Source organism: Parachlamydia acanthamoebae, assembly GCF_000875975.1.
In the GTDB taxonomy this organism is placed as follows: Bacteria; Chlamydiota; Chlamydiia; order Chlamydiales; family Parachlamydiaceae; genus Parachlamydia; species Parachlamydia acanthamoebae.
This window is the reverse complement of the sequence record NZ_BAWW01000005.1, coordinates 1-26,726: the sequence shown is the minus strand read 5'-3', so window position 1 is coordinate 26,726 and position 26,726 is coordinate 1. Positions and strand designations below refer to the sequence as shown.

The 26,726-nt window shown below is 35.9% G+C and carries 22 protein-coding genes and 1 pseudogene; 10 read left to right on the top strand and 13 right to left on the bottom strand.

Annotated features, from left to right (window positions below; all coding sequences use genetic code 11):
- Positions 1-42: 42 nt before the first annotated feature.
- The 6 genes from AOM43_RS02605 to AOM43_RS02580 all read right to left on the bottom strand — a co-directional run bounded on the left by AOM43_RS02605 (position 43) and on the right by AOM43_RS02580 (position 5,994).
- Positions 43-1,062 carry a M48 family metallopeptidase gene (locus tag AOM43_RS02605; RefSeq protein ID WP_059358912.1) on the bottom strand — a complete coding sequence of 340 codons (1,020 nt, stop codon included), beginning with the start codon at positions 1,060-1,062 and terminating at the stop codon, positions 43-45.
- A 15-nt stretch (positions 1,063-1,077) separates the two neighbouring features.
- Entirely contained in the window at positions 1,078-1,674 is a 597-nt protein-coding gene (locus AOM43_RS02600; RefSeq protein WP_006340812.1) for a LemA family protein, read from the bottom strand.
- 67 nt (positions 1,675-1,741) lie between these two features.
- Complete coding sequence (gene nhaD / locus AOM43_RS02595; protein WP_059358910.1) at positions 1,742-3,001, bottom strand: sodium:proton antiporter NhaD; 1,260 nt, start codon at positions 2,999-3,001, stop codon at positions 1,742-1,744.
- Between the two features lie 151 nt (positions 3,002-3,152).
- Entirely contained in the window at positions 3,153-4,007 is an 855-nt protein-coding gene (locus AOM43_RS02590) for an alpha-1,2-fucosyltransferase (protein WP_059358908.1), read from the bottom strand.
- Positions 4,004-5,146, bottom strand: coding sequence for a glycosyltransferase family 92 protein (locus AOM43_RS02585; RefSeq protein ID WP_006340809.1), 1,143 nt, complete (start codon positions 5,144-5,146; stop codon positions 4,004-4,006). Before AOM43_RS02585 ends, AOM43_RS02590 begins: the two co-directional genes overlap by 4 nt.
- An 11-nt stretch (positions 5,147-5,157) precedes the next feature.
- The gene (locus tag AOM43_RS02580) at positions 5,158-5,994 is read right to left on the bottom strand and encodes a putative sugar O-methyltransferase (RefSeq protein WP_006340808.1); all 837 of its coding nucleotides are present in this window, start codon (positions 5,992-5,994) and stop codon (positions 5,158-5,160) included.
- A gap of 305 nt (positions 5,995-6,299) precedes the next feature.
- Between AOM43_RS02580 and AOM43_RS02575 the strand changes: the two genes are divergently transcribed.
- The gene (locus AOM43_RS02575) at positions 6,300-6,773 is read left to right on the top strand and encodes a hypothetical protein (RefSeq protein WP_059358906.1); all 474 of its coding nucleotides are present in this window, start codon (positions 6,300-6,302) and stop codon (positions 6,771-6,773) included.
- 329 nt (positions 6,774-7,102) lie between these two features.
- Here the strand turns inward: AOM43_RS02575 and AOM43_RS02570 are convergent, their stop codons facing one another.
- From AOM43_RS02570 to AOM43_RS02555, 4 genes are all read right to left on the bottom strand, one after another.
- Positions 7,103-8,815, bottom strand: coding sequence for a hypothetical protein (locus AOM43_RS02570; protein ID WP_006340806.1), 1,713 nt, complete (start codon positions 8,813-8,815; stop codon positions 7,103-7,105).
- A 191-nt stretch (positions 8,816-9,006) separates the two neighbouring features.
- Positions 9,007-9,918, bottom strand: a complete 912-nt coding sequence (locus tag AOM43_RS02565; RefSeq protein WP_006340805.1) for a hypothetical protein — start codon at positions 9,916-9,918, stop codon at positions 9,007-9,009.
- Between the two features lie 159 nt (positions 9,919-10,077).
- A complete protein-coding gene (locus tag AOM43_RS02560) occupies positions 10,078-11,001 on the bottom strand; it encodes a hypothetical protein (protein WP_059358904.1) in 924 nt (307 codons plus the stop codon).
- 208 nt (positions 11,002-11,209) lie between these two features.
- On the bottom strand, positions 11,210-11,719 hold the full coding sequence (locus tag AOM43_RS02555) for a DUF192 domain-containing protein (protein ID WP_059358902.1): 510 nt from the start codon (positions 11,717-11,719) through the stop codon (positions 11,210-11,212).
- Positions 11,720-11,958: 239 nt separating this feature from the next.
- Here AOM43_RS02555 and AOM43_RS02550 point away from each other — a divergent pair, with 239 nt between their 5' ends.
- Complete coding sequence (locus tag AOM43_RS02550) at positions 11,959-14,067, top strand: helix-turn-helix domain-containing protein (protein ID WP_059358900.1); 2,109 nt, start codon at positions 11,959-11,961, stop codon at positions 14,065-14,067.
- Positions 14,068-14,277: 210 nt separating this feature from the next.
- Here the strand turns inward: AOM43_RS02550 and AOM43_RS02545 are convergent, their stop codons facing one another.
- Both AOM43_RS02545 and AOM43_RS02540 read right to left on the bottom strand, forming a co-directional pair.
- Positions 14,278-15,312: a hypothetical protein gene (locus AOM43_RS02545; RefSeq protein ID WP_059358898.1), complete on the bottom strand. Its 1,035-nt coding sequence runs from the start codon at positions 15,310-15,312 to the stop codon at positions 14,278-14,280.
- 113 nt (positions 15,313-15,425) lie between these two features.
- Positions 15,426-15,644: a hypothetical protein gene (locus AOM43_RS02540; protein ID WP_059358895.1), complete on the bottom strand. Its 219-nt coding sequence runs from the start codon at positions 15,642-15,644 to the stop codon at positions 15,426-15,428.
- A 217-nt stretch (positions 15,645-15,861) separates the two neighbouring features.
- Between AOM43_RS02540 and AOM43_RS02535 the strand changes: the two genes are divergently transcribed.
- Both AOM43_RS02535 and AOM43_RS02530 read left to right on the top strand, forming a co-directional pair.
- Positions 15,862-16,506 carry a hypothetical protein gene (locus tag AOM43_RS02535; RefSeq protein WP_059358893.1) on the top strand — a complete coding sequence of 215 codons (645 nt, stop codon included), beginning with the start codon at positions 15,862-15,864 and terminating at the stop codon, positions 16,504-16,506.
- A gap of 52 nt (positions 16,507-16,558) precedes the next feature.
- Positions 16,559-16,905, top strand: a pseudogene (locus tag AOM43_RS02530) (DUF488 domain-containing protein).
- A gap of 11 nt (positions 16,906-16,916) precedes the next feature.
- Here AOM43_RS02530 and AOM43_RS02525 read toward each other — a convergent pair.
- Positions 16,917-17,984: a ubiquitin-like protein gene (locus tag AOM43_RS02525; protein ID WP_059358891.1), complete on the bottom strand. Its 1,068-nt coding sequence runs from the start codon at positions 17,982-17,984 to the stop codon at positions 16,917-16,919.
- A 111-nt stretch (positions 17,985-18,095) separates the two neighbouring features.
- Between AOM43_RS02525 and AOM43_RS02520 the strand changes: the two genes are divergently transcribed.
- The 6 genes from AOM43_RS02520 to AOM43_RS02495 all read left to right on the top strand — a co-directional run bounded on the left by AOM43_RS02520 (position 18,096) and on the right by AOM43_RS02495 (position 26,382).
- Positions 18,096-19,400 (top strand): YihY/virulence factor BrkB family protein, encoded by a 1,305-nt coding sequence (locus AOM43_RS02520; RefSeq protein ID WP_226987369.1) that lies wholly within the window; start codon positions 18,096-18,098, stop codon positions 19,398-19,400.
- 99 nt (positions 19,401-19,499) lie between these two features.
- Positions 19,500-22,271 carry a hypothetical protein gene (locus tag AOM43_RS02515; protein WP_059358889.1) on the top strand — a complete coding sequence of 924 codons (2,772 nt, stop codon included), beginning with the start codon at positions 19,500-19,502 and terminating at the stop codon, positions 22,269-22,271.
- 208 nt (positions 22,272-22,479) lie between these two features.
- Positions 22,480-23,070 carry a tyrosine-type recombinase/integrase gene (locus AOM43_RS02510; protein ID WP_013924920.1) on the top strand — a complete coding sequence of 197 codons (591 nt, stop codon included), beginning with the start codon at positions 22,480-22,482 and terminating at the stop codon, positions 23,068-23,070.
- A gap of 41 nt (positions 23,071-23,111) precedes the next feature.
- Entirely contained in the window at positions 23,112-23,498 is a 387-nt protein-coding gene (locus tag AOM43_RS02505; protein ID WP_013924921.1) for a VOC family protein, read from the top strand.
- Positions 23,499-23,601: 103 nt separating this feature from the next.
- The gene (locus AOM43_RS02500) at positions 23,602-23,814 is read left to right on the top strand and encodes a helix-hairpin-helix domain-containing protein (protein ID WP_226987368.1); all 213 of its coding nucleotides are present in this window, start codon (positions 23,602-23,604) and stop codon (positions 23,812-23,814) included.
- A gap of 852 nt (positions 23,815-24,666) precedes the next feature.
- On the top strand, positions 24,667-26,382 hold the full coding sequence (locus AOM43_RS02495; protein WP_059358887.1) for a hypothetical protein: 1,716 nt from the start codon (positions 24,667-24,669) through the stop codon (positions 26,380-26,382).
- Positions 26,383-26,726 lie beyond the last annotated feature (344 nt).

The window sequence follows — 26,726 nt, the reverse complement described above, 5'->3', positions numbered from 1 at the left end:
AAGAAATTCTAGAGGGTCGCAAGTTTGTATGCCTGCCACCAATTAGCTCTTTGAAGCCAAATGTGCTTTTTTGTTTGCGGTATCTAAATCTTCCTTCCATTCTTCTGGCATGTAAGTACGTCCTTCGATTGCTTCAATTCTTTTTTCAAGAGGGGGATGGGTTGCAAAAAGGGAGCTTAATCCGGCGTGATTGTCTAAATAAAGATGGGAATAGGCCATTCCTCGTTCTGGCATGGCCGTATACTGTTCACTCATGATTTTTTTTAAGGCATTTGAAATTCCGTCTGGATTTCGAGTGAACTGGACAGCGCAAGCATCAGCTAGATATTCCCTTTCACGGCTAACAGCGGCCTTTAAAATGGAACCAAATATCCATGTAAAAATTCCAGCAAAAAGAAAAATGATGGCGGCTATCGCGATGGGATTACCACCTCTTCCATCCCCATTTCTTTCTCTCGGATTTATACTTCCAGAAAGATATAGCAAGCGCATGCCTATATATAAGACAAAGAAAAATCCCATGACCATGGCTGCAAGGCGTAAGCTAATTTTCATATCGCCATTATAGATATGACCAAATTCATGGGCGATGACGCCCTGAATTTCATCACGGTGCAGCGTTTGAAGCGCACCATCTGTAATCGTAATAGCAGAGTTGTCGGAGGTTAGTCCTGCAGCAAATGCATTAATGGGTTTGGCATGTAAAACATAGACGGCAGGAATTGGCAGAGAGGCTGCTAAAGCCATCTCTTCAACAATATTTAAGAGTTGTCTTTCTTTAGGATTGTTTGTTTTAGGATCAATGCGCCAGGCTCCCATGGATTCGGCCACATAGCCTCCACCAAAGCTTTTAAACATGAGATATTGATAGCCTGCTACACTGAAGGTAACAAGTATAAAAAGCAGTCCCAATATCGGAACAGAAGAGTCGTATGTTTCGGGAGAAAACGTACGAAAAGCCCATTCACTTAATGCTGCAACAATGAGTGTTAAAGCCACAAATATTGCAACATAAAGCGATGTTCTAGATTTAGCGCGACGTTGTGCTTCCCAGAAATTCATCTTTAAATCCCCTTATTAGAAAGAGACTTTAACTGCTTTTTTCGCTTCAGCATCTTGAACTTCATAAAGTTCAGCAGGGTGGTGTCCAAAAATTGCAGCAAAAAGCACTGCAGGAAATTCTTGCTGTGTTGTGTTGTAAAGCATGGCTTGATCGTTATAAGACTGTCTAGCGAAGGCAACTTTATTTTCTGTAGAGCTTAGTTCTTCTTGAAGTTGTTGCATATTTTCGCTAGCGCGAAGTTGTGGATAGTTTTCAGCTAAGGCAAAGAAATTTCCCAGAGCTCCTTTTAAAGCTGTTTCGGCCCCGAGAAGTTGCTTAATTGAACCACCCCCGGTAGGACCGCCACTTTTTTCAACAGCTTCTCTAGCCGCCGCTGCTGTGTTACGCGCTTGAATCACTGACTCTAGAGTTCCTTTTTCGTAACCCATATAGCCTTTGACACTTTCAACTAGGTTTGGAATGAGGTCATATCGACGTTGCAATTGAACATCTATTTGACTCCAAGCATTTTTTACTTGGTTACGCAAGCCTACTAGGCGGTTGTAGATTCCGATACCCCATAGAGCTAAAAATGCTATAATGGCAAGAATGACAATAAGTGCTGTACCCATAAATCACCTCTTACTTGTTAATTGATTTTATAATTTTAATTTAACAAATTTAAAATTAATAGTACATTTAAGAAATTAAAAAGTAAGTAAAAATGCCAGATATATATCCGATAAACGCAGGTATCGTTATATATTTTAAATAAGAGGAAAAACTTACCCGTTCCATTGCCATTAAGATAACACCAGCTGCTGAGCCAATAATGAGCAAACTTCCTCCTGTTCCAGCACAATAGGCAATGAGTTGCCAAAATGAAGAATCCATAGGATACTGAGCCATGTCGTACATTCCCATAGTGGCTGCAACTAAGGGGATATTATCAACTAATGAAGAGGCGATCCCGATTAAAGTAGCAATAATTGCTGTCGAATGAAAATAGCTGTCTAGCCAATGAGCTAATGAAGTCAGAAGATGAGATGTTTCTAGGGCATTTACAGTTAGTAGTATACCTAAAAAAAATAAAGGACCAGATAAGTCGATTTTTGAAGCAATCTCGACAGCTTTTAAAGGATGATTCTGTTCTTTGCGATAAATGAAATCAGTAAAAGTCCATAATAGACTCAGTCCAAAAATCATTCCCATAAAAGGTGGTAAGCCTGTGACAACTTTAAAAATGGGAACGAGAACTAAACTCCCAAGTCCTAAAATTAAAACAGCAAGAGAGAGGGACGTCATCTGCTTATTTTCAATAGAAGGAGGCTGTTCAATATTTCCTTTTACAAAGAAAGTTAAACAAAGGAAAGACATGATAAATGAAATAAAACTAGGAACAAAAAGAGTTTGAATTGTTTGCACTGTCGAAATTTGACCACCAATCCAAAGCATTGTCGTTGTTACATCTCCAATAGGAGTCCATACGCCTCCAGTATTGGCCGCAATTACAATTCCACCACCAATTAAAAGACGGTCTTTTGGATCCCGAATTAGCTTTTGTAGGATGGACACCATGACAATTGTTGCTGTCAAATTGTCTAAAATCGAGGAAAGAAAAAATGTAACGAGACCAATTCCCCATAATATTTTGCGTTTGGAAAGGGTTCGAAAAAACCGTAAAAGAATGTCAAATCCTTGATGTGCATTTAAAATTTCGACGATGATGAGCGCACCAAGTAAGAAAACAATCACTTGGCTAATATCGGAAAGATGTAAACCTAAATACTGCATATTTTCTTCTGGAGTAAAAGCAGCATTTGCAAATTGAAAAATCCAACAAATCACACCCATCATAAGGGCTGTGGTCGCTTTATTCAATCCAATGGGATGTTCAAAAATAATAAATAAATATCCAATAATAAAAACAATCGCCATGCAGGTTGTTGGATTATCCATTTTTTTCCTTAAAATTAAAAATGATTGTTATTTTTGCATAGAGTTTAACAAAAAACCTAAACAAAGATAAAGGTAAATAATGGAAAATGAGAAATAGATAAATTAAGAAGAAATGCGGAAGAAATAGCCATCTCTTCCGCAAGCAGCAGGTCTAATAGTCAATTGTGATCCAGCTATTTGGAATCAAATCGCGTGTATCATGGCCGACTCGAGGTGTAAACCACTTTTTAGGTGCGATGACAACCTTATAAGGATTTTGATTTAAGTAAGCTGACCACCAAGAAAAACTAGAATTTGAAATAATATTGTGTTTGCAAAATGACATTAAATAAAAATCATTAATGTGGGATTCGCCTTCTATGAAACGTAAATTTGGGCGAATTCCAGCTAATTCTTTTTTACACCACTCAATATTATCCGAGAAAACGACGCAATAAGCATCTTCGGGAAAGAAAGACAGTGCTTCTTCAACATAGGCCCTTCCATTTAAATAATAATAGAGATGTTTTGGATCGCTATCCATATAAGTTCGAATATGAATCGAGATCGAGCAAGGATGATCCACTACATCTGTATAGCGGTTTTTTAAATCATTTTCGATTGTTTCCATCGGGGCAAACAATTTGATAATTTCATCTTTGTGCTTTTCAAAGTACTTTTCGGATTGAAAATAACCGTTGAGCTTCATATTCGGCTTATAGGGAATCGGAGCATAAGCAAAGCTAGCCTCTGTAAAAGACGTTAGGGCAACTTTGGGCTCTGTTGTGTCAATCCTCCATAAGACTAATTGACGATTTGTCGGGATTCCCCAGGTTTTTAAATTTTTCAGATCTGGGACTGTAACTTTTGCGTTATGATCAAGGGCTAAGCTTGTTGCTGCAGCGATTTGAAATAATTGATTGCCAAGCTGCCCTGTCATAACGGGGACTATGTAAGGGGTTGCCGCTTGAAGGCAAAATGAGCAAAAAATACTCCCAAGTAAAAACAGTTGTTTAAGGATATTCATAAAGCCTCTTTAAGTTTAGGAATAAAACGTTGAATGCTAAAGTCTTGTTCTGATTGACCCATTTTTAAAAGCCATTCCACCATTTCCGGGGGATATTTTTCTCCCACACCTTGACGTCTTCCAACTTTTACGTCGTAGAAGAAATCCAACGTCCTAAACCAATAATGATTTAGTTGAATGTTTTCGACATGGATTTCAGGAACTGTCGTATTGGGGGAAACAATCTGCTTTAAACCATTTACTGTTAAGTAATTAGGTTTTAAATTGTAATAGTGGGAACTTGTTACGGGAAATGCAACATGAGAAGGTTTTACAATAGCCTTAACATATTGATTTCCATTCCACTTTTGATCCACAAAGTCTGTAGGAAATTTATAGGTTAAATGCTCTGTCAATAAAGCATTTTTTGGAAGAGATTGAATGTTAGAAGTTCCAAAAAGTTGCCAATTGATTAAGATTTGGCTAAATTGATCAAACTCTCCTAAAAATTCCTGCATGGAGGTGTGCTGATGAGGAACTAAAAATTCATCCACATCAATTAGTGCCAACCACTCTGTTTGATCTTGAGCTTGCTTAATGCAATCCTCATAGGCTGTTAATTGGCACGCAGGATATTTTTTTACTGTCCACTCAATTAATTCAACTTCTCCAGAACGGATGTAGGGTTCAAGAACATCTAGATAATGGTCTGTGCTTAAATGATTATAAATCCAAAAGTGCTGAACACCCAATAGTTTATGGTATTCGATCCACTCTTTTAAATAGCTTGCCTCGTTTTGAATGATCGCGCCCACGCTCAAGAAATAACTTTGAGAGGGCGTGTTTTTTAAACTTCGAGACGTGTACACCCATTCTAGTTCAGAGGGTGTAGTCACTACTTTTTTTCCGCAAAACAGGGGAAGAGGATGATCCACAATCCATTGATTTAAATAGCCAAGTTCTTGATCACTTAGCTTAATTAGTCCTGCCTTCGAAAGGTCGGATGGTTCCATCCTTTTCTCAAGCCCTGCTACGAGAGGCAGAGGGATGTACTGGGGAATCATTTTAGATGTTTTTTTTATCCCAGCAATCAAAAATGCAAACAAAAAAATATAAAAACATATTTTAACAAGCTTTTTTGGAAAAAGCATTTTCAGCATAGCTACCCCTGTTATTTAGTCCAAGTAATGAGAATATTGCGATTTGCAGTGCAAGGTTCTTCTGGATAAAATCTGACTTTATAACCCTTCATCTTTAGTTGGGTATATATCTCCATAATTGAAAAGGATTTCGGTTCCATAATTTCCCGATAATTATTGTGAATCATATAACCGGCGGATGATTTTAAAATATATTTTTCTAAATATTCAGCTTGCATACTTCTCTGGCATTCTGAAAAGGCATAGTTACTAATAAATAAATCACATTCTTCTTCTTGTATTTCTGTAGGAGGAACAAGTCTGACATGGTTAACTCCTAAATTTGACAAATATTTTTTAGTCAACTGCAGAGGTTCTGGAAGATCAACAATCACATATTCATTAAAGGCAAACTGATCCGAGATAATTTTGCACTGGCCCCCATATCCTCCACCTATTTCAATAATTTTTTTATTCGATAAATCCCCAAAAAGAGACCGAATTTCACCCAAAATTTTCACATAACGTAGCGTACTGGGAGAAACATTTCCTAATTCAGGGTAATAGCAAACAATAGGGGATCCAATTAGATCATTTGTTGAAAACTTATCCCAATTAAGGAGGAGATCAGGATAGCGTTCCTGAATAATTTTTAAATATTCAATTCCCAATTCGTAGGAGACGTGTTCCAGTACACCCCGATAAACAGGCTCTCGCTTAAACGACTGAAAAACCTCGTCATCTGTAGCTGCTAAATAACAAAAATCGCGATAAGAAGATGTATCTGTAACACTCGTGGGATTTTCTGAAGCAAAAGCTGAGCAATAGGAAAATAGAAAAAGAAAAGTGGCAAAAATTTTATGCATCATGTGGCTCCATATGGACATTTCGATAGCCTGGTATTTTTTATTAAATTCAGATGATTATCAAGAAAAAAATGCACTCGGAAAGCATAAATTTAAATAATTAGCTTATCAGTAATATGTTCCCGAGAGATAAGTATAGGTTTTAAATACTTACTTAATAAGCTGATTATTTCATTAACATATTTTTTTGTAATAAATTTAAGTTTCAGAACATTTTTTATTTGATTCTTTAAACAAATCGATACCTGCTAAAAAAATCTTGATAAATATTTAAAAATAGTTGAATTTTTTAAAAAAAAGGAGATCACATGATAGAACCTTATATCACAATTTTAAACGACAGAGCCTACCGTAATATCGTTGGGAGTAAATCCCACTTTTTGCATGAGAACAAAGATCTACACCGAGCTCTTTTGAAAGGCTCTTCATTTAAGATTTATCGCGGTATGATTGCAAAACTTCTATCTTTGCTAGGCTTTGCAACAAAGCTGGAGTATAGGGGTTGCGAAGCAGGAAAAAAAAATGTGTATGTAAATAATAAAAGTCTTGCTAACTATCTTGTACGGTATGTTTTGGCAATACAATCTCCATGCGATACAGCTGAAATTGCACATAGACAAAATAATCTCTATTCTAATCCAACAGAAGAGATACAAAAGATTCAGATGTTTGCACAAAAAAAATGGGATGAATTCAAAAAAACGACTAGAACAAGGGATTTTGAATTTCTCACGGTAGAACTGGAATTGAATATTGAATCTGAGCTCGAAAGAAGCAAGTAGAATAACAGCTTGAATTTTTTAAATAAAATCAATTTTAATTTTTATTTTTCACGGAGCTTCCAATGTCTTTTTTGTTTATTTCACAATAGAGCTTATCTGAATATACCCCAAAATGAGGTACTAATTATGATAAGTATTTTCATCAATATGAAAATATAAAAAAACCTATCTTAAAAAGTGCTTCATTTAAACCTCATATAGGAATTTTGGCGAAATTTCTACCAAGGATTGAAATTGCTGCTAAATTTGAATGTCAAATAAAAGGCGAAGGAAGGGCGATTACAGCATCATACAACGGTCGAAAAAATAGAACACTATTTTTAACATATTTAAGCATTGATAAATTCTTGAAAATCGAGTTGATGATTTGGTTGCCCTTTTATCTGAAAAATCCCTGGAGTATCGGGCTCTTCATAAAGGGCTAAGAGCTTATGAAATTGCTGAATCGTATGTTCAGGGTCTTTACATCGAATTTGATAGCCATTAGGATCTAAAAGATATCCTTCTTGTTCATTAATTTTTATATAAGTAAGAGCATGGGCTCCATCACCCGTAAAAAAATTGACTGAATAAGTCCCAGCCTTTAATTTCGAGATATTCCGAAGATACGAATCATCGGTTGCATGCATCGTGCGATGACCCAAAACGTCTCTTAAAGATTTTAATTTTAGCCCCCTTGCTTGAGCCACTAAATGGTATTTGGCATCATCGGAACGATCGGCATTGACCATTTCCATGGTTCTTCTTATGAAAGGGTCTGATATCGTAAAATACTGAGGGATTGCTTGTGGTTTTGCGGTGCCAAATATTTCAATGGCTTTATTTTGAAGAGATTTCCACCATTTTGTGAGTTTTTGAATGGGAGAAGATGATGTCGTATTTTGTTGTTTTAACTCAATTAAAAGGCCCTGCTTATACTCCAAAAATGAAGTAACCCACTTAAGTTCAGCAATATCTTTTTCTCTTTTTTTGTTTAAATCAGCTATTTCTAAAGGATGGGCTCCCTCCAGTTTTTGTTGATAGTCCGCATTAATTTTATTTAAAACAGCCTGCTGAAATTCCAAAGGTTTTTGGATCGTCCAAGGAGAATCGGGCCCATTTCGGCGGTCCACCCACTCCGTTTGGGACTTTCCTTCATCTTCGTTGCGGCGCGCCTGTTGAATGGCTTCATCAACAATAGCTCTGATTAATTTTGCAAACTCCTGATTTGTCTGTGGATTTTCTTCTTGCAAATCTTGCGAATGGATTGCTACATATTCAAAAGGTTCATTTGAATAGCGCAAGTCCTGATCTGCTTGGAGTAAAGCAAATTCAACCGCTTGAAAATCGACCTGAAAAAGAGGATCTCCAATACCACTTTTAGAAGCATTCCTTAAATCATCGAACAAGTTGGTAATTGCCGCAGAAAATTTGTTTTCATCGCTGACTAATTGGTAAATCGCTTGATTTGCCGCAGCTTCCGCTGTAGCTCCTTTTTGATTACTTTCTATGATGTCTGCTAAATTTTCCCTTTTAATTAAAAGCCTTTCTGCAATGTCTAGGCGAATTCCTGCACAAATTCCATCAGAAATGGATGCTTCAGGGTTTTTAGTGGGATCGATTTTAATATTTCTTATGGATTCATTCTGAACGAGGGATTTGCACTGATCAAGCAGCACATTAGCCGCTTTAAAATCTTCTTTTTTTGCTAAAACTTTGCGGTCTCCGATATTACGAGAATGCCCGATCAAATCTTTTCCAAAGTAATGTTTCGCCCAAATTTCCGCCATATCATAAACCGAATGAACTGCCTTGGCTTTAAAAGCTTTTGATGTCTCGCCTACGGTCACTTTGTGAGCTAGCATGAATCCTATCGTTTTTAAAAAAGGACGAATGGATGCTGAATCGGCTAGAACAACTTTAACTTGAGCTACCTTGGAGTGCTTGGGGATTTTGAGACTTCCTTGTTTATCTGATTGATCAATCTGATTGGAGAGAATTCTTTGAGAGGGGAAGGCCGAAATCCATTTGTGGTCTTCACCACTTGGTTCGTTTATTTGCATTTATGTCACCTAATGAAAATAATTAATTATTTTTATTGATGTCACTATGTATATTTTAACACACCATCACATTTGGCAATGTATTTTTTTATAAAATATTAAAAAATAATTGTTGGATTTATTTTATAGGAAACAGATAGAAAAAATGAAAATTCTGAGGGGGTAATGTTGAAAAGGAGGCGATATCCCGATTAAGCGAGAACACCTATAAAAACGCCCAAGCTGCACATGGCATTCGAAGCCAAATTAAAGTCCTCTTTATAGAGTTTTTTTGCCCAGGTATTGCATAAAAGAAGCGTGCCCACAGAAAAACATGGAAAAAGCATGCTTTTTTCAAACGGAAGTGCAAATTTTGTTGCCAAAAGAAGAAGGCATGTAGAAGAAAAATTAGCGATTCCGCTTAAAAAGCCATATGTTAATTCTGGTTTACTCAATCTTCTTTTTTCCGTTAAAAAAAACACAGATTGCAATAAAAAGGCCACTCCAAATTGTGCAGGCATAAACCATTTGTCATCATTTTCATTAACAGCAAAAGCTGAAAGAAATCCTCCGATCTTATCACAATCGAATAGCACACAGCGTCCTTGAATTAAAGTTAGAGCACACATTTGGATAGCAAAGCAGCCAATTGCATAAACAAACCATTTAGGAGAAGTTTTAGAGGAATCTGAGGATTCTTTTTTTGCTCCGAGGAAAAGACCACAGATCACAAAAAACATTCCGATAAGCTGCAGAGGAGTACAAGAAAATCCATAGACGGGATCAAACATCAAAAAAAGTAAAAGCCCTGGAAAAACAGCGCTAGTATTTTGGAATGCAAACGTTAAACCGGCAGGCCCATGTTTTAATGCGCGTGATGTTACATGCATTAATGCGATATTTAACATTCCTACGCAGCCACCAATAAAGACAACAATAAAATTTATATCGCTAAGTAAAACTGAAGGATTGATAACAATCGAAGTAACAAAAGAAATGAAATAAAATAAAACTAAAAATCCACTAGAACTTGCATAAGGAGAATGCAAAGTGTTTTTTCGGAAAAATAAATTTGATAATGCCGCAAATGCAGCTGCGGCAAATGAAATAGCTAGAGCATTCATCAATTATCCTTTTCCTATTTTTTGAAGAATATTATATAACATTAAGGAATAAGATAAAATCCAAAATAGTTGTGATCTTGCAATTATCCTTTATTTTCCACTTCAGAAATGACGTATTGGAAGTTGGCAAATATCGTTTGCCAAGGATATCCTTGAAGCTTAAATAAAGGCCATACTGTTTTTTTGGCCTTTGACATTATCTCCAATTGAAAGCGACAACCCCATTTCTTTAGCTTTTAATAATGTGTAAGTGTTTTCTATCCTGACAGCTTCTCCGTGAGCAAAAGAAAAATCTTCACCATCAGTAGAGACTAGGTCATCAAAATCTTTTCCACGATCCCATTTGAGCGATAATATTTCTGAAAGTTCACGTAAACGAACAACGGCTTTCTCCTCGCCAGTTAAACTTTTATAATTTTCCCAACTACCAAGACTGTTTAATCTTTCAGAATGCTTCCGTATGGCTTCATCTTGAAAGAGCGCATTTAAGTTGGCTACATGACGCAAAAAGCTGGCCTCTTTTTTAGGAGACAGACTTGAAGCTTTTGCTAAATTTTGCAATTTGCGCAAAATTTTATATTCCATTCTTGCTTGAGTATTATTCAGCGCATCAATGTGAAAAACAAGTTTAGCCAGAATCATATCTTGGAGAGTTGAACAATATTTTCTTTCAATTTCTCTAATACTGAGATCAGAAAGCAGAGTTTGCACAACTTTTAAAAGAGCTTCAGGCTTGTATTGCTTGAAATAATTATTTTTATAACAACAGTGAATCAAAAGCAGCGCTGTTTGAGAAAAATTAAAAATCTGAATATGGTGTGTATTACAATGAAGAGATGCAAAAAAGTAATGGCTCCAAACGATTTCGCTGATTTCATCTTTTGTCAAATCTATTTGAAAGTCACTAGTCTCAAAAAAGTCGATATAACCCTTTATTTCATCCAAAGAGGGTAACTCTAGAGATGAAAAACTCTGAATGTGCTCATTTAGGTTATCTTGATTAAAAAACCATTCGGAAAACGACCCTTTTTCTTTGGAGAGAAGTAAAAAATCTAATGCTTTCAAAGTGAGAGAATTGGCCATTTCTTTTGCTTTTGCTAAGAGGTAAATATTTTTAATTTCGACATATAGATAATCTATTTTTTCCTTCGAAATCTAATTGAATATTTTCTAGTGTAAGATTTTTTGAAAAAATGATCATCCATTTTATTTGTTAAAAAGGAAAATTTTAACAAAGAATTACTTATCTAGCAAGGTTAGAATCCCAATAGTTGAATTACTTTAAGCAATCTCATTTTCCTTTTTTAAACAACTCTACATAGGCGTGTGAAGAATTTAAATTCCAAACGATTCTATCACCAGGTTTAACTCCATGCTTTGCAAACCAACCTTTGTTCATTTCTATCACATATAGCGTCCCAGGGGGAAAGCTCTTACTTTTTTGTAAGAAAAAGGCATAGATCTTGTCATTAGGAGGATATTTCTTCATATCACTTAATCTTTTTACAGGTCTGTTGGGATCCATCATTTCGGGATAAGACTTTAGCTCTACTATTTCAAGAATGATTCCTTGATCATCTAAAAAAGCAGCTGAAAGATCGATCAATGTATTAAACATCCAAAGACTTTTTGGAAAATAAAAAATCATTCCTCGGTTTTCAGGCAAGTAATCACGTTGCATGAGTCCCCATGCACGCTGTTCACTTGTAAGCGCGACCTCTATTTCAATAGGAATCCTAAGGGCAGATAAAGGAATAAATATGCTGATTGTAGAGAGAAGAAAACTGCAAAATATACGCATACTTGAACTCTTTAAAAAAGGCCTATAGATATTGGAAGAGTTATAAAGCGATGAAATCCGGAAAGAATGAGAAAGAATCTCTTCGCTTCTATCATTACATCTAATTTTTTTAATATTTTCAGTTTCGAAAATCAGAATGCTAATTTACTCTAAAAACTTCTCATTTGTCTAAATGGATTTCTATTTTAGTTAAATAAAAAAAAAGTTATTTTTAGGCTAAAAAAATCCGGGGAGATAAAATGGGTCTGAATATTTCACATCCACAAATAGGTGTTGATCCTTATTTTTTAGCAAAAGATGCTTTAAAAAAAGATCGCGTTATTCTAGATGATGAGAAAGAAAATACCACTTCTTCTCTTAGAAATTTCACATTTTCAGATTTTAATACCCCTCATCAAAAAAGGCAGCTAGCCGATCGACAATTTCGGGTAGAAAGATCGATCTTCATCTTGGAACAACATATTGAAAAAAAAGTCATGAGTATTTTTTTTCAGGCGATTGTTTGTTTTTTAACAAAAAATGTTTTTCGTGAAGGCCATACGATCCATCAAGGATATACTGCGAAATCCTTGCATGGAGTCAAATTTCAAGCTGCTCACTCAGCTACTCTTCCTTGTCTATTTGCAAAGCAAGGAGACACCGAAATCGTTTATCTTTACCGTTCTGGATATTATGACGAAAGTAATGCAACTTTAGATGTTATTAAAGCAATCAACGACGCAGATCGATCTATTGAGGAAAAAACAAAGGATAGTTTGCTAAGACAAAAGGCAATTGCTTTGTTGAATTTGACTTCTGTAGGGAAAATTACCCCTGAAGAAGTTGTAACGCATTTTGTCAATCATTTGATTGAAGAAATAGACAAAGCCCTAACTCGTGAAATTCAATCAGCTAAAGGAGAAATTGATGTTGCAAAACGAGAAAGAATACTCGAAATTATAGATGTTTTGCATTTTTACCGAAAGAAAGCTGCCTCTTTAATTCCTTTTGTCAATCAGCCTGAAAATATCGATCTTTGGTTAAATTTGAATATGAAGGATCCTTTATTTGAAGAAGCTTCGCAAATGATTGTTCAAATAAAGGACAATCATGCGGTAGATAGAAATCAAACCGCTCTGCTCATTAAAAAAAAGATTGAGGAAATTCCTGTCATTATTCGTCATGAGCGCCATAAAAGTTACAATGAATCTCGCATCCCAAACCATTTTTATGATTTATATTACAATGCTGTTTTAAATCGTTTTACAGGGAAAGATTTAATTGTTGTAGAGGAAGCAACTGGCATAAAACAAAGCGAATTGAATGATAAAGTTACGCACTTCAAGCGAATAGCAGTGACTCAATCCATTCTAACTGAAAATCTCAAAAAAATTGATGGTCTCATTCAAACTGTTTTTCCACTTATTTATCGCTTACAAGGGCGAGAGCTTCTTGAAAATCAAAGGATTGAGCTTTCTAGCCAAAAAATGGCCTGCTTAAGGCCTGCAATTTATAAGCTCCGCTATAAAATCATTCGAATAGATCAAGAAGTTCAAAGTGTGATTAAGGTTGTGCTAGAAAACACCTTTAATAGCATTAAAAAAAATTTAAAATTAAACAATCTTAAATCTTTCTTCTACTATATGATTTTTGAGCAACTCAATAATTCAATGCGCACTTTTTTTTGCAAGTTATTAAATATTTCAAGTTTCCAAACAAACCGTAAAGTTCGTGAATTGAAAGTGAATCAAAGGGCCCACAGTTCATTGGAAGGCATAGCCAGCGCTATAAATCAACTTTCAAATCAGATACATCAAGCCGCAATTAATCCTACAAGCAAGTATGAGGATCTCCAAAAAAAAATTAGCGCTCAGTTACCTTCTAGGAAGAGCTATAAGATACTCTTTTTAAAGCGTTTATTTGAACAAGCTCAATCGCAAATTGATAAAAATTTGATAGCCAAATTAAGTGGAAATACAGAAGATCAAATTAATAGCCAAATCGATGCGACAATTGCGAATAAATATAAAAAAACGCTTTCCATAGATCAGAAAATTAACCGCCATCATGCAAAACTAATAGATGATGCGTTAAATGTAGCTAAAAGAGAAATTGTCAAACTTCAGAAAGAAACAGAAAAATTTCAAGGCCAACTCATGATGGAGCTTCGGACATCACATGGGATGACACAAAAAATTTTTCAGTCTCTTTATAAGAAAAAAAATCCTGGCTATCCGATGAGTGATGGAACTTTAAGTAATCTCGAAAACGGGATAAAAACTATGAGTCGTGAAACTATTCGACAAGTTTCAGAGATTTTCGGGGTGAGTGAAGCTCTTTTTTATCCTTCACATTTTGCTGAAGTTTAATAAATTAAATGATCTGTGATCAGATAAAAGGCTTTAAAAAGTCCCTTAACACAACATAACATGCATTATCAGACGTTATATGGAAAACACAAATAAACTAAGTTTAAAGCCCCCCTCTTCCGATTCCGATTACATTATGTTTGAACTTGACACATCCGGGCGAGATGAGACCTATTAACTGTTCTGTTACAACTATTTACATTAAATCTATCAATGAAAGTCAACTCTGTTATCTCGAAAAAGTTGCTCTAACCTCAATGTTGCCTCAAATAGTCGAAGTCTAAATAGTCGGCTTTTTTCCAACAAGTATGTCGGATCAAAATCATCGTATTTAATGCACACAAATTTCGGAAAATCCAGATCGCTTCTTGAATCGCTATTACGCATAGCCACATTAATTGTAAAAGGAATGCGAAACTCATCAAAAACAGAACGCATAGCCTCTATTTGTTTTTTTCGTTCCATATCAGTATGGTAGCCATCATTAAAATCGACCACAAGCGTGCCAGCCTTTTTTAGGATTCGTGCTGCATTAAAGAAAATCCCGGCATTTCTTAAAGTGGAAGCCGGGTAAATCCGCTCTAAATAGATATCATCTACACTTTCATCAGGAAAATAAGCCATCTGTTCTAGATTAGTTATCGAAGCTTTGAAATCAGGAAGAACATCAGAATCGGCATCAACAGTAAAGGGATGGTAGGACTTGTTCATACCAGCCTCTAGCACATAACGTCGGCCATTTAATTTAGGAGTGCAGGCATTAATCAGAGTTCCTCTACCAATTAAAAGGTCAACAGGTTCCCCTTGTTCCTCTCGCTCTTGTCGGTAGATAGAAAAAGAAGAATATATTGGTCTGCTTATAATCGTTTCTGGTTGAATATGAGAAACTGGACGGGAATTGCTAGTCTGGCGCTGCAATTTAGGTTGCAATGGTTGAAGAGTTGGTGGTTGATGATCCGCTTGAAAATTTAAGCCAGGATTTACGTTTTGATCTTTGAAAGTTTCTTGATAGTCTCCCATCTTTTTGATCGCTCTGTTAACAACAAATTTTTTGTAATCAATGCAGACGGCTTTTAGCAGAATAGCAAGAGATCTTTCAAAAATATTTATTGAAACAACGGCTAATTTCGTATCACTTTTTACAAGATTAATGCGGTATGCATGATAAAATCGACCTTGCTGGATTTGTAGATGCAATTTCGAATTAACGCTTTCCCTTTTGTCAATTAACGCTAATATTTTCATAATACGACTTCACCTGCATAATTTTAATTAAACATTTTACAACAAATTAAAAGTTACTGTAAATAATAAATTTATTATAAAAAAATGATAAAAAAGTGACCTTCGTGCATACATTAATTAAGCTTTGCCAACTTAACAACATCCTTCACTTCTAGAGTTTTAGGATAGCCCTTGCTAACTGCATTAATCATAGCTTGTCCCACTTCCTGCAAGTACAAAAGCCCGATGGATAAAGTTTCCGACCAATAGGATAGAGCCAAGCAAAAAACTTGTAATAACTCCTCACATTTTTCTGGCAAGGCGTGGCTTTCATAAAAATGGAATAAGATCATCCTTCAAATTACTACGCAACTTATCAAAGGTAAAGGCATTAATGTTTTTTATTTAAAATTTTATTGACGCTATTAAGTTCTTGTTTTAGGTTGAATTTAACTATGTTTAGTCTTGAATTAGGTCTAAAGCATAAAAAGACTTAACTCCTCTCGTCGCTCTGATCTAATAAGACTAACTCAGATCTGAGTTTATCAATCACTATCAAAAGGATTTAGTATGAGCACAAAAGTCGAACAAAAAGGCGCTTCAAGTCAACGCTTAAAAGATGAACTAAAAGAACTTAAGTCAAAAAAAGGCAAGAATCAGGAAAGCAGTCGCATTCATGAAATAGCAAAACAGTTGGCTGCAGAAAAAGACTGGGGCTCCGCAATTGAAGCAATCCAGCTAATAACTGATGAAAAAGAAAGAAATATCTTAATTTCGGATACAATTGAAGGCTATCTTCTACCTGCAAAAGAGATCGATCAAGCTAAAAAATTTGCCAAGTTGCTAACACCAACTCCCGAAATGGAACCTTTTGTATGGATAAGAATCGCTCTTGCTAGCAAGGATCCAGAGCAAGCTCTGAAACTAGCAAAGCAACTTCCTTCCCCGATCTCAAGAAATTTTGCCTTTATTCATATCATGGAGTATTACCTTTCTAATAAAGAGAAAAGCAAAATTGATGAACTACGCAAGCAAATGCTTGAAAATCTAAAGACAATCTATGACCACAAAAGTAGATCTTTCATTCTAAGGGAGTTAGCTATTAGCTTGTTTTATGCCTATGGTGAAAAAGAACAAGCAAAAGAAATAGCCAAATTAATTCCCGATGAAGATATGCGTTCAAAGGTTCTGAAAAAAGTTGAAGCGACCAAATAAAACTTTATATGTATGCTGCAATCTCTAGTTGCAGCATACAAAAGTGATGCATATGGAAATCAAACTCAAAAGAGTCTACGATCCTGTTTCTAAAGATGATGGATTGCGCATTTTAGTGGAACGTCTTTGGCCAAGAGGCATCAAAAAGACAATCTTGTCTATGACCTTTGGTTAAAAGAAATAGCTCCCAGCAGCAACCTTCGAAAATGGTTTTCTCATGATCCTTCAAAGTGGGATGAATTCCAAAACAAATACGCCCAAGAATTGAATGGCAATCCAAAAGCTATTCAGAAAATCAAAGATTTACATGCCAAAACAATTACTCTTCTTTATAGCTCTAAAGACACAGAGCACAATAATGCGTTGTATCTTAAGCGCTATTTAGAAAGTAAACTTTAAGCTTTCGTTGGTTAGAACCATAAGTTAATATCTTTAAATTGATTGATCTTTAGATTTGCCGTACCCATTATTCCAATTTCTTCTCTTAATGAAAAACATAGGTTATTTCCATTACAGTTCTTCTTATTCACCTTTAGATGAAAGCCATGGTTGATTTTGAAGTAGTCCAAATTGAGCTTGATTCGAAAATCATTTTCAATTTGTTCGATAAAATGCGTTATTTTTCCTGAAGCATAAAATATAGGTAAGCTTAAACCATTTTCCATAAAACATTCTATCTGAGCAAAAAAAGATTCTCGTAGCATCTGCTCGATGTACTCCTGAATGAAACATAAAAATTCCATGCGTGAAGGAATTTTTTGTTTTTTTGAATGCATAAGATGATGAATGATTTCACTCTGCATAATGCCATTTTTTCTCACGTTTTGAGAGAAACAGGATTGAATGAACAATATTTTTTCTGCAAAAAACGAACTGATTAGTTCGAATTGTGCTCTGTTTATTAAACTAAGTTTATTTTTAACATCTTCGTACCTTCGAATATTTCGATATTTTAATTTAACCGAAACTTTTTTCCCTTTTTCAAAATTGTATGAAAATAAATCTTTATTCAAGTTTTTAAGACAATATCCTTTGTAAAGTAATTTAAAGTGATGCGGAGAAACGTCAATTTTAATACCTATTATTTTTTTTAGAATTTCAACTGTTTCGGAAGGAAAAATTTTGATTTTTAAGATTTTATTTTCTGGCAATTTCACCTTTACCTTACAGGTAAAATCCAATCTAATGACATAATTGAACAGACCTTTCACAATATTGGAAGGGAATTTCTCAAAACCAATACTTTGATCACTTAATGTTATACACATTAAATTTTCATATAAATTTTTGTCGCAATTTAGTAGCCTATCTATTTTATTTATTTTTTGTGTTTCAATTTTTTGGGTTACGACGTAATGAAAAAAATCATTGAGTAAGGAGCCGGAAATTTTTTTATAGGGAATAATGGCTTGGTCCGATTTGGTTTGTGATGTAATTAAATGATTGAAGCAAAGATTTTTAAGAGAGGTTACATGCATAAAAAAAGCCTTATTCGGTTTTGCTGGTTCAGTAAAGCGGATGATTGAAATTCAATCGATTGGTGTCAATTATTTTTGAGTATCTTTACACTTGTAAGAAAAACAGGCATAATGAAGACAATACAAGGAATTATTCTTATGGATGTGTCGTCGTTATTCTCACAGTGGAAACCATCAAAACTTCTCAAAAAAATCGTTCGCATTTCAAAAGCCGCTGTGTGGGGATTTATCGAGCATGATTGTTACGCGAAAAGTGCTTCTCTAGCGTTTTACACCCTTTTGTCAATTGTCCCTGTTTTAGCTGTAGCCTTTGGGATTGCTAAAGGATTTGGATTTCAAGATGCGCTTGAATCATCCATTTTGGAAAAATTTCAGGAAAATAAAGAGATTACCCGCCAAATTTTAGAATTCGCCAATAATACCCTTCACCATGCCGAAAGCAGTGTGATTGCGGGATTTGGAGTTTTGATTCTCTTTTGGTCTGTTTTCAGCTTGCTGGGAAGTATTGAAACATCGTTAAATGTCATCTGGCATATCAAAATAGCCCGTTCCATTGGCAAAAAAATCACACATTACCTCACTCTTATTATTTTAAGTCCTTTATTATTAGCAATTGGGAGTAGTGCGATTGTTTTTTTAGCGGCGCAAATCCGCATCGCCACTCAAGCCGCTATTGGCACAGCAGTCATTCACCCTGTAATGGTTGTCATTGTTAACTTTTTCTCTTTAGTAGTGAGCTGGATCTTATTTAGCGCTATTTATTTGCTTATTCCTAATACACAGGTCCAACTGCGTTATGGGGTTTTTGCAGGAATTATTGCTGGCACTTTTTATCAAATAGTGCAGTGGATATATATTCACATTCAAATCTATCTTTCAAGTTATGGTGCAGTTTATGGTAGCTTGGCCGCGATTCCGTTGTTTTTTATTTGGCTGCAAATTAGCTGGTTGATTGTTTTAATGGGAGCTGAACTCGCCTTTAATGCTGAAAGTGATGCGCTTCAATATAGTTTTGCGTCTGATAAACCTGAAATGGTCTCTAAAAATTCCGCGGCTTTGCTAATTGTAAAAAAGTGCATGGAATCCTTGATTGAAGGACGTTCCCCTCTCTCCATTTTAACTTTGACGCGTGAGCTAGGAATCCCTTTAGAAAACACGCTTGATCTCACCGATTCTTTAACCGAAGGCGGAATCCTTTTAAAAATTCAATCAGATAGCTGTTATCAAGGTTTTCAACCAGCTTTACCTTTGCGCGAACTAACCTATCAACGCGTTTTGCAAGCAATTGAAAAGGGCTCTATTGAACAAATTGCTATACGTCCAAGCTTATATTTGGATGAGATACGTGATAATCTAAAAAAGCTAGATGAAGCACATGCAAATCTAACCATTCCCCTTTTGCCAATACAATTTTAAATCTTTCCGTCTGAATTATCTTGAAAAAGCCACTTCTTTTTCAGATACTTCAACCAACATCTTGTCGAGTAAAACTTACCCGCGAATAAAAGGATCTTTATGAAAAAATTCTCTCGGATACTCCTTTGGGGTTTATGCCTCCTAATAGCGTTTAGTGCCATTTTTATGATTTCTCTCCCCTCTATTGTATCGACAGAATGGGCTAAGAACAATTTTTTAGAAGATTTTAATAAGAGAATTCAAGGTCATTTATCGATAGATCGAATGCAATTCGGCTGGTTGGGTTCACAGGAAATCTCTGGACTAAAACTTTATGATGCACAAGGTGAAAAAGTTTTATCCATTGATTACATCTCTCTTCCAACCTCTCCCATAAAACTGTTATGGCAAAGGCAGCTAGATTTCGGTGTTAGCAATTTGAATGCTAAAATCGAGTGGCTTAACCCTCATGAAACGAATTTTCATGAGATTTTTGATCTGCGAAGTCCAACTTCTGAGAACCTTAAACCCATTGCGACCACCATTTTAGAGAACGTAAATGCCAGCTTATCGACAAGAAATCGAGAGGCTTATGCCACAGGCTCCATTAAGACAGGAAAACATTCGATAGGACAATTTCAATTCAATGCAAATTTATCTCCCGAATTGCATATTTCAGCAGATATCAAAAACCTTCCCGTTGGGCTTTTAGAATTATTGATCAAACCAGAAATGGAACTCCAGAAAATCATCGGTCAAACAGTTGATCTTGCGATTAAGCAAAAAAGTGTTGGTGAAACATCAGAAATTCAGGCTCTTTTTCAATCTAAACAAGCTGGAGGTAAAATAGACGGAGTTGTACAAGATTCTAACTTTATTTTATCTGCCCCGGCTTTAATCACTTTGCAATCGACGCAAGAATTGAATCAATTTTTATTCGAAGATCGGTTTACTTTTAATCTGTCCGATAAAATTCAGCTCACGATCAACCGCTTGAATCTTTCTTTTGCTGAACCGCACAAGGCTGAAATGGAAGCAAAAGTTCAATTACCCAGTTTAAAAAGCGCAAGTGAAAACACATTCCAGTTTGAGGATGTTAAGCTTAGTCTTTCACACAATTTTGAGAAAGAGACCACACCCTATCATCTAGAGGGCCTGATGCAACCCTCGCGACAAGGAAACCTTCTACCCAAATTATACTTTACCTGTGCAGGTGAAGCTTATTATGAAAAAAGCCTCACACTGCTCATTCCCTATCATTTTGAAGGGTTTCAATCAGCGGAGAAAGACTCCCCTATACTTAAGTTGGATGGAACTTGGAGTTCTGACATCCATAAGAAAAAACAATTTACGGCGAAAGGAACCGCTTACAATTTTCCACTAGTGTATCTTAACTTGTGGGATCTTCACCCCGCATTACCTGTGGTTTTAGGTCCAACACTCAATTCTGATTTTTCTTTGACTGTAGATGATGTGGCAAAACGAAAAGGAAACTTGCAATTCCATGCTCAAGGAAGTGATTGGCAAGGTGAGGGAACCTTAGTATTAGACGATCAGGTTAAAATTCTTGCGCCCTTAAAAGGCAATTTCGTTCTAAACCCAAATGATTTTGATCAATTACAGAAGCTTTTGCTCCCTCAAAGCACACAAAAATATGCCCTTTTGCAACCATGTACAATTCAATTTAAGCTGAATAAAAGCGCTTTTTCTCTTTTAAATGGAGAAAACTGGCAGACTAAATTGAGCAACAGTCATTTTGATCTTAATTTTTTTACAACTCCAATCCAAATTGTCAATCTTTCGTCAAAAAAGCAGATGAATTTTTCGACCTTAAATTTTGACACATCGTCTGATAATCTTTTAAGTGAAATTAAATTTTCTTTGAACGTAGCTGAAGATAGTCAACAAACAGCTCTTATTGCAAAGGGTTCTGCTAAAGGGATTTTTCAAGATGAAAAAATTAATCTAAATGCTGCAAATCTTGATCTAGATGTCAAGATGCAGAAGTTCTCTTTACCTCTTTTTACAAAATTAGTGGCATCTGAGCAACTTTCAAAAAAAATAGAGGCTCTTATAGGAGCAGAGGTCTCCGCCAATATATCAGCTAAACTTGAGAATCTACAGGGTCCTTTGAATGTTTCAATTTCAGGTGAAAACGGAAAGCTATCTCTTGATGGTCAGTTGGAAAATGGACACTTAACTCTTTCAAATCCTTTAACTGTCCAAGTAAAAGCCACTCCTGAATTTGGAAATGAAATCTTGGAGGATATTCTTCCCCCCTTTAGTCAGGTCATTAAATCGGATGAAATGCTCCAAATTATTCTCGATGCAAAAGGTTTTTCTCTTACTTTAAGTCCTTTTGATATCAAATCTGTCCAAATTGCAAAAGGTACACTTGTGCTAGGAAAGATGACCTTCATTAACAATGGCATCATTCGCACACTTCTAACGTTTCTTAAAGGAAATAACAACCCGGAAATTACAGCTTGGTTTACACCTCTTTATTTTAGCATGCAGGATGGTAATTTGAAACTGCAGCGGATGGATATGCTTTTTGCAGAGCACTATCCTCTTGCTTTATGGGGAAATGTCTCCATTCCGAAAGATAAAGTTGACCTTGTGGTTGGGATTACAAAACCAGCGATTAATCATGCCTTCGGAATTGAGGATTTATCAGCAGATTATGTTATGCAAATTCCTATAACGGGCACACTTGATAAAGCAAATGTGAACATTACACAAGCTGCGGGGAAAATAAGTGCCTTAATTGCGAGAAATCAAACGAATTCAACTAGCCAAATTGTAGGAACGCTTTTAGATGTGGTAAGTGGAAAGTTAAATGAAGAAAAAGTCCCTCCGCCAACTACGACGCCTTTCCCATGGGAGAAATAATTGTATAAGCATTGGTTCAAATCCGAGGTTTAGAAATCATGGGGTCATTTTTACGATAGTGCCTGATATTGGAGTTATTGAAGGAATTGACGCTTCTCGGAATATTCTTATCCGCCAGCTCGCCAGCTGGTTTACGAGAAATCAACGTTTTAGCCGCGATTCATGCTTTTGCTGAATTTGTCGGTCTTAATAGCCCAGAACATGTTGAATGGCGTCGACAGATCAAGGAAAGCGTGATTATGCCCTTTTATTATTTTTGTTCAATACCGGTACTCGTGCAGATGAAGCTGCTCAATTGAAAATTAAGGATCTTGATATCGCTTACAATGCAAAAAAGAACTTTTCCATCGTCTTTATTAGAGGAAAGGGTGATAAATTACGCCGCTGTCCTCTTTGGCATGATACAGTTAATGAACTAACCTCTCTTATGGATGGAAGAGGACCGAATGAACATGTATTTCTTAACCGTCGTAAAGAGCCAATCACCCGATTTGGTATTCACACATTAGTCAAGAGGCACGTTAAGACAGCGCTTATTGTCCCTTCTTTAGAAAAGAAACGTATCAGTCCTCATACAATTCGACATACTACTGCAACTCATCTTCTTCACGCTGGTGTAGATATCAATACTATTCGGGCTTGGCTCGGACATGTTTCTATCAACACAACGAATATTTACGTTGAAGTTGACCTTGAGATGAAGGCTAAAGCTTTAGCATGCTGTGAGGTATCGAGCAAAAAGATAAAAAAGCATTGGCGTGACGACAAGAACTTAATGGATTTTTTGGATTCTTTATGAGACAATTGCCTACAATATTTACGTATATCATGGAGTATAACATGCATCTAGGCTACATTATCATCTACGTCTTAGACGTATCTGCGACTATTTCTTTCTATGAAAAAGCATTTGGACTCAAACTTCGATTTATGCATGAGAGTAATCAATACGCAGAAATGGAAACAGGCCAAACAACTCTGGCATTTGCTAATGAAAATTTTGCAATGGCTTCTCTTCAATTCCGACCAAATCGACAAAAAGAACAAGCTGCTGGTGCCGAAATTGCGTTTGTAGTTGAGAGCGTAGAGGAAAAATTCAAACATGCAGTAAATTTCGGAGCTGTAGAAGTTGCTAAACCTGTTCAAAAACCGTGGGGCCAAATAGTCTCGTATGTTCGAGACAATAATGGCTTTTTAGTCGAACTTTGCAGTGCAATAAATGGGTAGAGGATGTCAGTCAAAAAGAATCTATCAGATTTAAAAAATGTTGGAAAAGCAACGCTAAGGGACCTAGATATTCTAGGTATTCATTCAGTAGATGAGCTAGTACATGGATGCTACACACTTATTTGAACAGTTAGAGAAATTAACAGGAAAGCGTCATGACCCCTGTATGTGGGATGTATTTGCCGCCATTATACACGAGGCTAAAACTGGAGAACCTACTTCATGGTGGGCATGGACAGCACAGCGAAAAATTCTGCAGAAGACAGGAAAACTAACTCATTCAAGTTTTGGAGGGAGAATTTTAAAGTTTATGTAATTTCTAGGGTGTGTCGCGCCAACTACTCTAATGGCTTTCTCTAGTGGATAGAGTTTATGCTCATCCGTTATTTTTTCTGATGTATTCCTAATTAACTGCTCATTCTTAAATTTCGGCAAAATGAGAGGAATAGAAAAGAGTTTTGTTAATGCCAAAAACTCCAGAAATTCTTTGAATCATTCTAGGAGAAAACTTCATTTTTAAACTCGGATGCTTTGCTTTAAAAAAGTTTATAAAACTTTCATTTTTCATTTTAAATATTTTACGTAATGTCTTAAATAATTGACCTTGAAATTTTCTTGTTTCATTTTCTAGTTTTTCTCTTTCTTCAATTTTAACTAGGTAGACGGTTTGTGGGTGTTATATTCCTATCAAATATTAGAAGCTGGGTATGACAATCATTGGTTCGGAAACTTGTGCTAAGACAAAAAGTTGTTATTTTTGTTAAAACTTTGTGTCAAAAGAAAAAATACATGAACCCGCCAACAAAGTAATTTTTTCAGTCCCTCCCCTCAGATAGGGGTAGATCCAACATTCATGTCACCAGCCGCCACTTGAATTAATGAAGCGATATTCTCATATTAAGGTGCTAAAAGGATCAGCAGAAGCTGATTAATACGAATATAGGGAATACTACTCCGGCAATTCAAATGATTGTTGGAACCCGAGTCTAACCCAATTCTTAAGATGCATGTGGTGCATACGTTCAAAATCCCGGCCAGCCCTTTATTCAAGTGTTTGATGATGTTCACGAATATAATTATAATATGGAATTTTTCAATAATAAAATAAATCGTGACTTTTATATTATTTTTATGTAAAATTTAAAATAAAAATTATTTGGTAAATAAAATGAATACAATTCAATCTTTAGATTGTTCTCGTCTTGCTGATAAATTCATCGATTACGCAACCAAGGGGACGAACGAGTTTGAAGGCAAACCGGGGTTTTCAGAAAAAGTGAAAGAAATTATCCGTGCAGCTGCGGAGTTAAAAATCGGACGTACACTTTTGCCAGAATTGTTGGAATCAGGAAAATCCATAACTATTTTAGAGGGCAAAAATGATGATCTTATTGGTGGAAATATGTTAAATCCCATCACTTCAAGCATTTCATTAAATTTTGCCAAAAAAATATTTTATACAAGTATTAATGAAGACGGCGAACGACAAATAGTAGAAGCTCCTTTTGTCTACAGTTTTCTCCATGAAGCGACACATTTCAAGCACTGGATCATGGACCCTCAAGCATTGCAGAGGCGGTTACATGCAGACTCGTCAATCCCCGATATGGATAACCAAGAGGAAGAATTGACAATCACAGGAAGCATCGTAGGCGCGGATGAGAGAGATCCTTTCAATGATAATGCCGTTCTCGCAGAGTTAAAATTGCCTCCTAGAATAGATCATCAGAGTTATATTCTAGAATCACCGGTCGAAGCCATTCAGGAAATAATCTTAAGTAGAGCTATAGGAAGTCTAAGAAAAATATTAGCTTCACCAGAAGGTCAAAAAGAGGTGGTTGACTCCGCGGAGATACTGCTTCCATTCATAGTGGAAATTATCCTTAAATGCAAGTCCTCCTCTATGTTGACAGAATATGCAGCAATCATAAACCTCCTCATCAGTAAGGGCTGTAAGTCTGATAATGCTCTTGAGTCTTTGGTGAGACTAATTGGGGAGGTAAAAGATCTGACTATCCGCAAACAATATTTAGAGGTCATTCAACAGTTAATTACTGCAGGGTGCAAGTCTGATAATGCTCTTGAGCCTTTGGTGAGACTAATCGAGGAGGTAAAAGATCTGACTATCCGCAAACAATATTTAGAGGTCATTCAACAGTTAATTACTGCAGGATGCAAGTCTGATAATGCTCTGAAAGATGCCACACGACAAGCAAGTATGGAGATTGATCCGATAAGGCAAAAGGAATGGTTTGGGATCATTGGTCAACTTATTCAAGTAGGATGCAAGGCTCCTAATGTTCTTGAAAATATTGTGGGTATCATACAACAACGCACAGATGATCGGATGATGCAACAAAATTGGGCAATACTTATTAAACCATTAATCGATGAGACCCTAGACGTTATTGAATCTAAGATGGTGCAAGAGTTTTGCAAGAACATGAATGAGTTAATTAGCGCAGGATATGCGGCCATCGGGTTGGAGTTCTTCAATGTTGATCATGAATTTCACCCTAATCGAGAACTCTTCGTGCAGCAATCGCAGGAATTACAAAATCAAATAGAAATTATTAATAGTTTCATTGAAGCAGAGTGTAGCTTAGAAGATATGGCGACGATTTTAAAATCAGATTGTAGTTTGATGTCAAATATAAAAAAATTTTTGCACCTTGATTCGTTAATTAATGGCACTCTTCATGTTGCTCTATGTGGAAAGACATTTGTCCAAGGGCTACCAGGAGAATTCCTCATACCACAATTCAAGCGAATTGGAGAAGCTTGTGAGTCGATTATTAGATTACATAGGCAAAAACAGGACCAAACTAAGAAGACTTTGAAATTGTTAGTAAATTTATGTCTTCTGGATAACATACATGTTTAAACCTTAAATTATAGTCTAAAGAATATTTACCTTTCCCTCGGCTTTCCCTCGGCTTTCCCTCGGCTTTCCCTCATTTGAATGAAGTGGAGAGGTCGAGGAGATTTGACTTCTTTACTCGCTTCAATCATTTGCCGAGCCATTACAATTGATTGGGCTGGAGTTGATTTCTTGGGGTCAGCTCAGAATTCGGATTATAAAGCACGTTAAGGATTTCAACCTTTTTGGTCATTGCCCTAAGATCATTATAAATATTAGAGTGTCAACAATATATGAGTATCAACAATAATAGACCGTTTTTTCGCGATTCCATCACAGATGGTTGGACAAAAAAAGATTGGGCTTTA

Coding starts and splice junctions, on each gene's coding strand:
- AOM43_RS02605 (WP_059358912.1), bottom strand. CDS start 1,062: ATGAATTTCTGGGAAGCACAACGTCGCGCTAAATCTAGAACATCGCTT.
- AOM43_RS02600 (WP_006340812.1), bottom strand. CDS start 1,674: ATGGGTACAGCACTTATTGTCATTCTTGCCATTATAGCATTTTTAGCT.
- nhaD (WP_059358910.1), bottom strand. CDS start 3,001: ATGGATAATCCAACAACCTGCATGGCGATTGTTTTTATTATTGGATAT.
- AOM43_RS02590 (WP_059358908.1), bottom strand. CDS start 4,007: ATGAATATCCTTAAACAACTGTTTTTACTTGGGAGTATTTTTTGCTCA.
- AOM43_RS02585 (WP_006340809.1), bottom strand. CDS start 5,146: ATGCTGAAAATGCTTTTTCCAAAAAAGCTTGTTAAAATATGTTTTTAT.
- AOM43_RS02580 (WP_006340808.1), bottom strand. CDS start 5,994: ATGATGCATAAAATTTTTGCCACTTTTCTTTTTCTATTTTCCTATTGC.
- AOM43_RS02575 (WP_059358906.1), top strand. CDS start 6,300: ATGATAGAACCTTATATCACAATTTTAAACGACAGAGCCTACCGTAAT.
- AOM43_RS02570 (WP_006340806.1), bottom strand. CDS start 8,815: ATGCAAATAAACGAACCAAGTGGTGAAGACCACAAATGGATTTCGGCC.
- AOM43_RS02565 (WP_006340805.1), bottom strand. CDS start 9,918: ATGAATGCTCTAGCTATTTCATTTGCCGCAGCTGCATTTGCGGCATTA.
- AOM43_RS02560 (WP_059358904.1), bottom strand. CDS start 11,001: ATGGCCAATTCTCTCACTTTGAAAGCATTAGATTTTTTACTTCTCTCC.
- AOM43_RS02555 (WP_059358902.1), bottom strand. CDS start 11,719: ATGCGTATATTTTGCAGTTTTCTTCTCTCTACAATCAGCATATTTATT.
- AOM43_RS02550 (WP_059358900.1), top strand. CDS start 11,959: ATGGGTCTGAATATTTCACATCCACAAATAGGTGTTGATCCTTATTTT.
- AOM43_RS02545 (WP_059358898.1), bottom strand. CDS start 15,312: ATGAAAATATTAGCGTTAATTGACAAAAGGGAAAGCGTTAATTCGAAA.
- AOM43_RS02540 (WP_059358895.1), bottom strand. CDS start 15,644: ATGATCTTATTCCATTTTTATGAAAGCCACGCCTTGCCAGAAAAATGT.
- AOM43_RS02535 (WP_059358893.1), top strand. CDS start 15,862: ATGAGCACAAAAGTCGAACAAAAAGGCGCTTCAAGTCAACGCTTAAAA.
- AOM43_RS02525 (WP_059358891.1), bottom strand. CDS start 17,984: ATGCATGTAACCTCTCTTAAAAATCTTTGCTTCAATCATTTAATTACA.
- AOM43_RS02520 (WP_226987369.1), top strand. CDS start 18,096: ATGAAGACAATACAAGGAATTATTCTTATGGATGTGTCGTCGTTATTC.
- AOM43_RS02515 (WP_059358889.1), top strand. CDS start 19,500: ATGAAAAAATTCTCTCGGATACTCCTTTGGGGTTTATGCCTCCTAATA.
- AOM43_RS02510 (WP_013924920.1), top strand. CDS start 22,480: ATGGCGTCGACAGATCAAGGAAAGCGTGATTATGCCCTTTTATTATTT.
- AOM43_RS02505 (WP_013924921.1), top strand. CDS start 23,112: ATGCATCTAGGCTACATTATCATCTACGTCTTAGACGTATCTGCGACT.
- AOM43_RS02500 (WP_226987368.1), top strand. CDS start 23,602: ATGGATGCTACACACTTATTTGAACAGTTAGAGAAATTAACAGGAAAG.
- AOM43_RS02495 (WP_059358887.1), top strand. CDS start 24,667: ATGAATACAATTCAATCTTTAGATTGTTCTCGTCTTGCTGATAAATTC.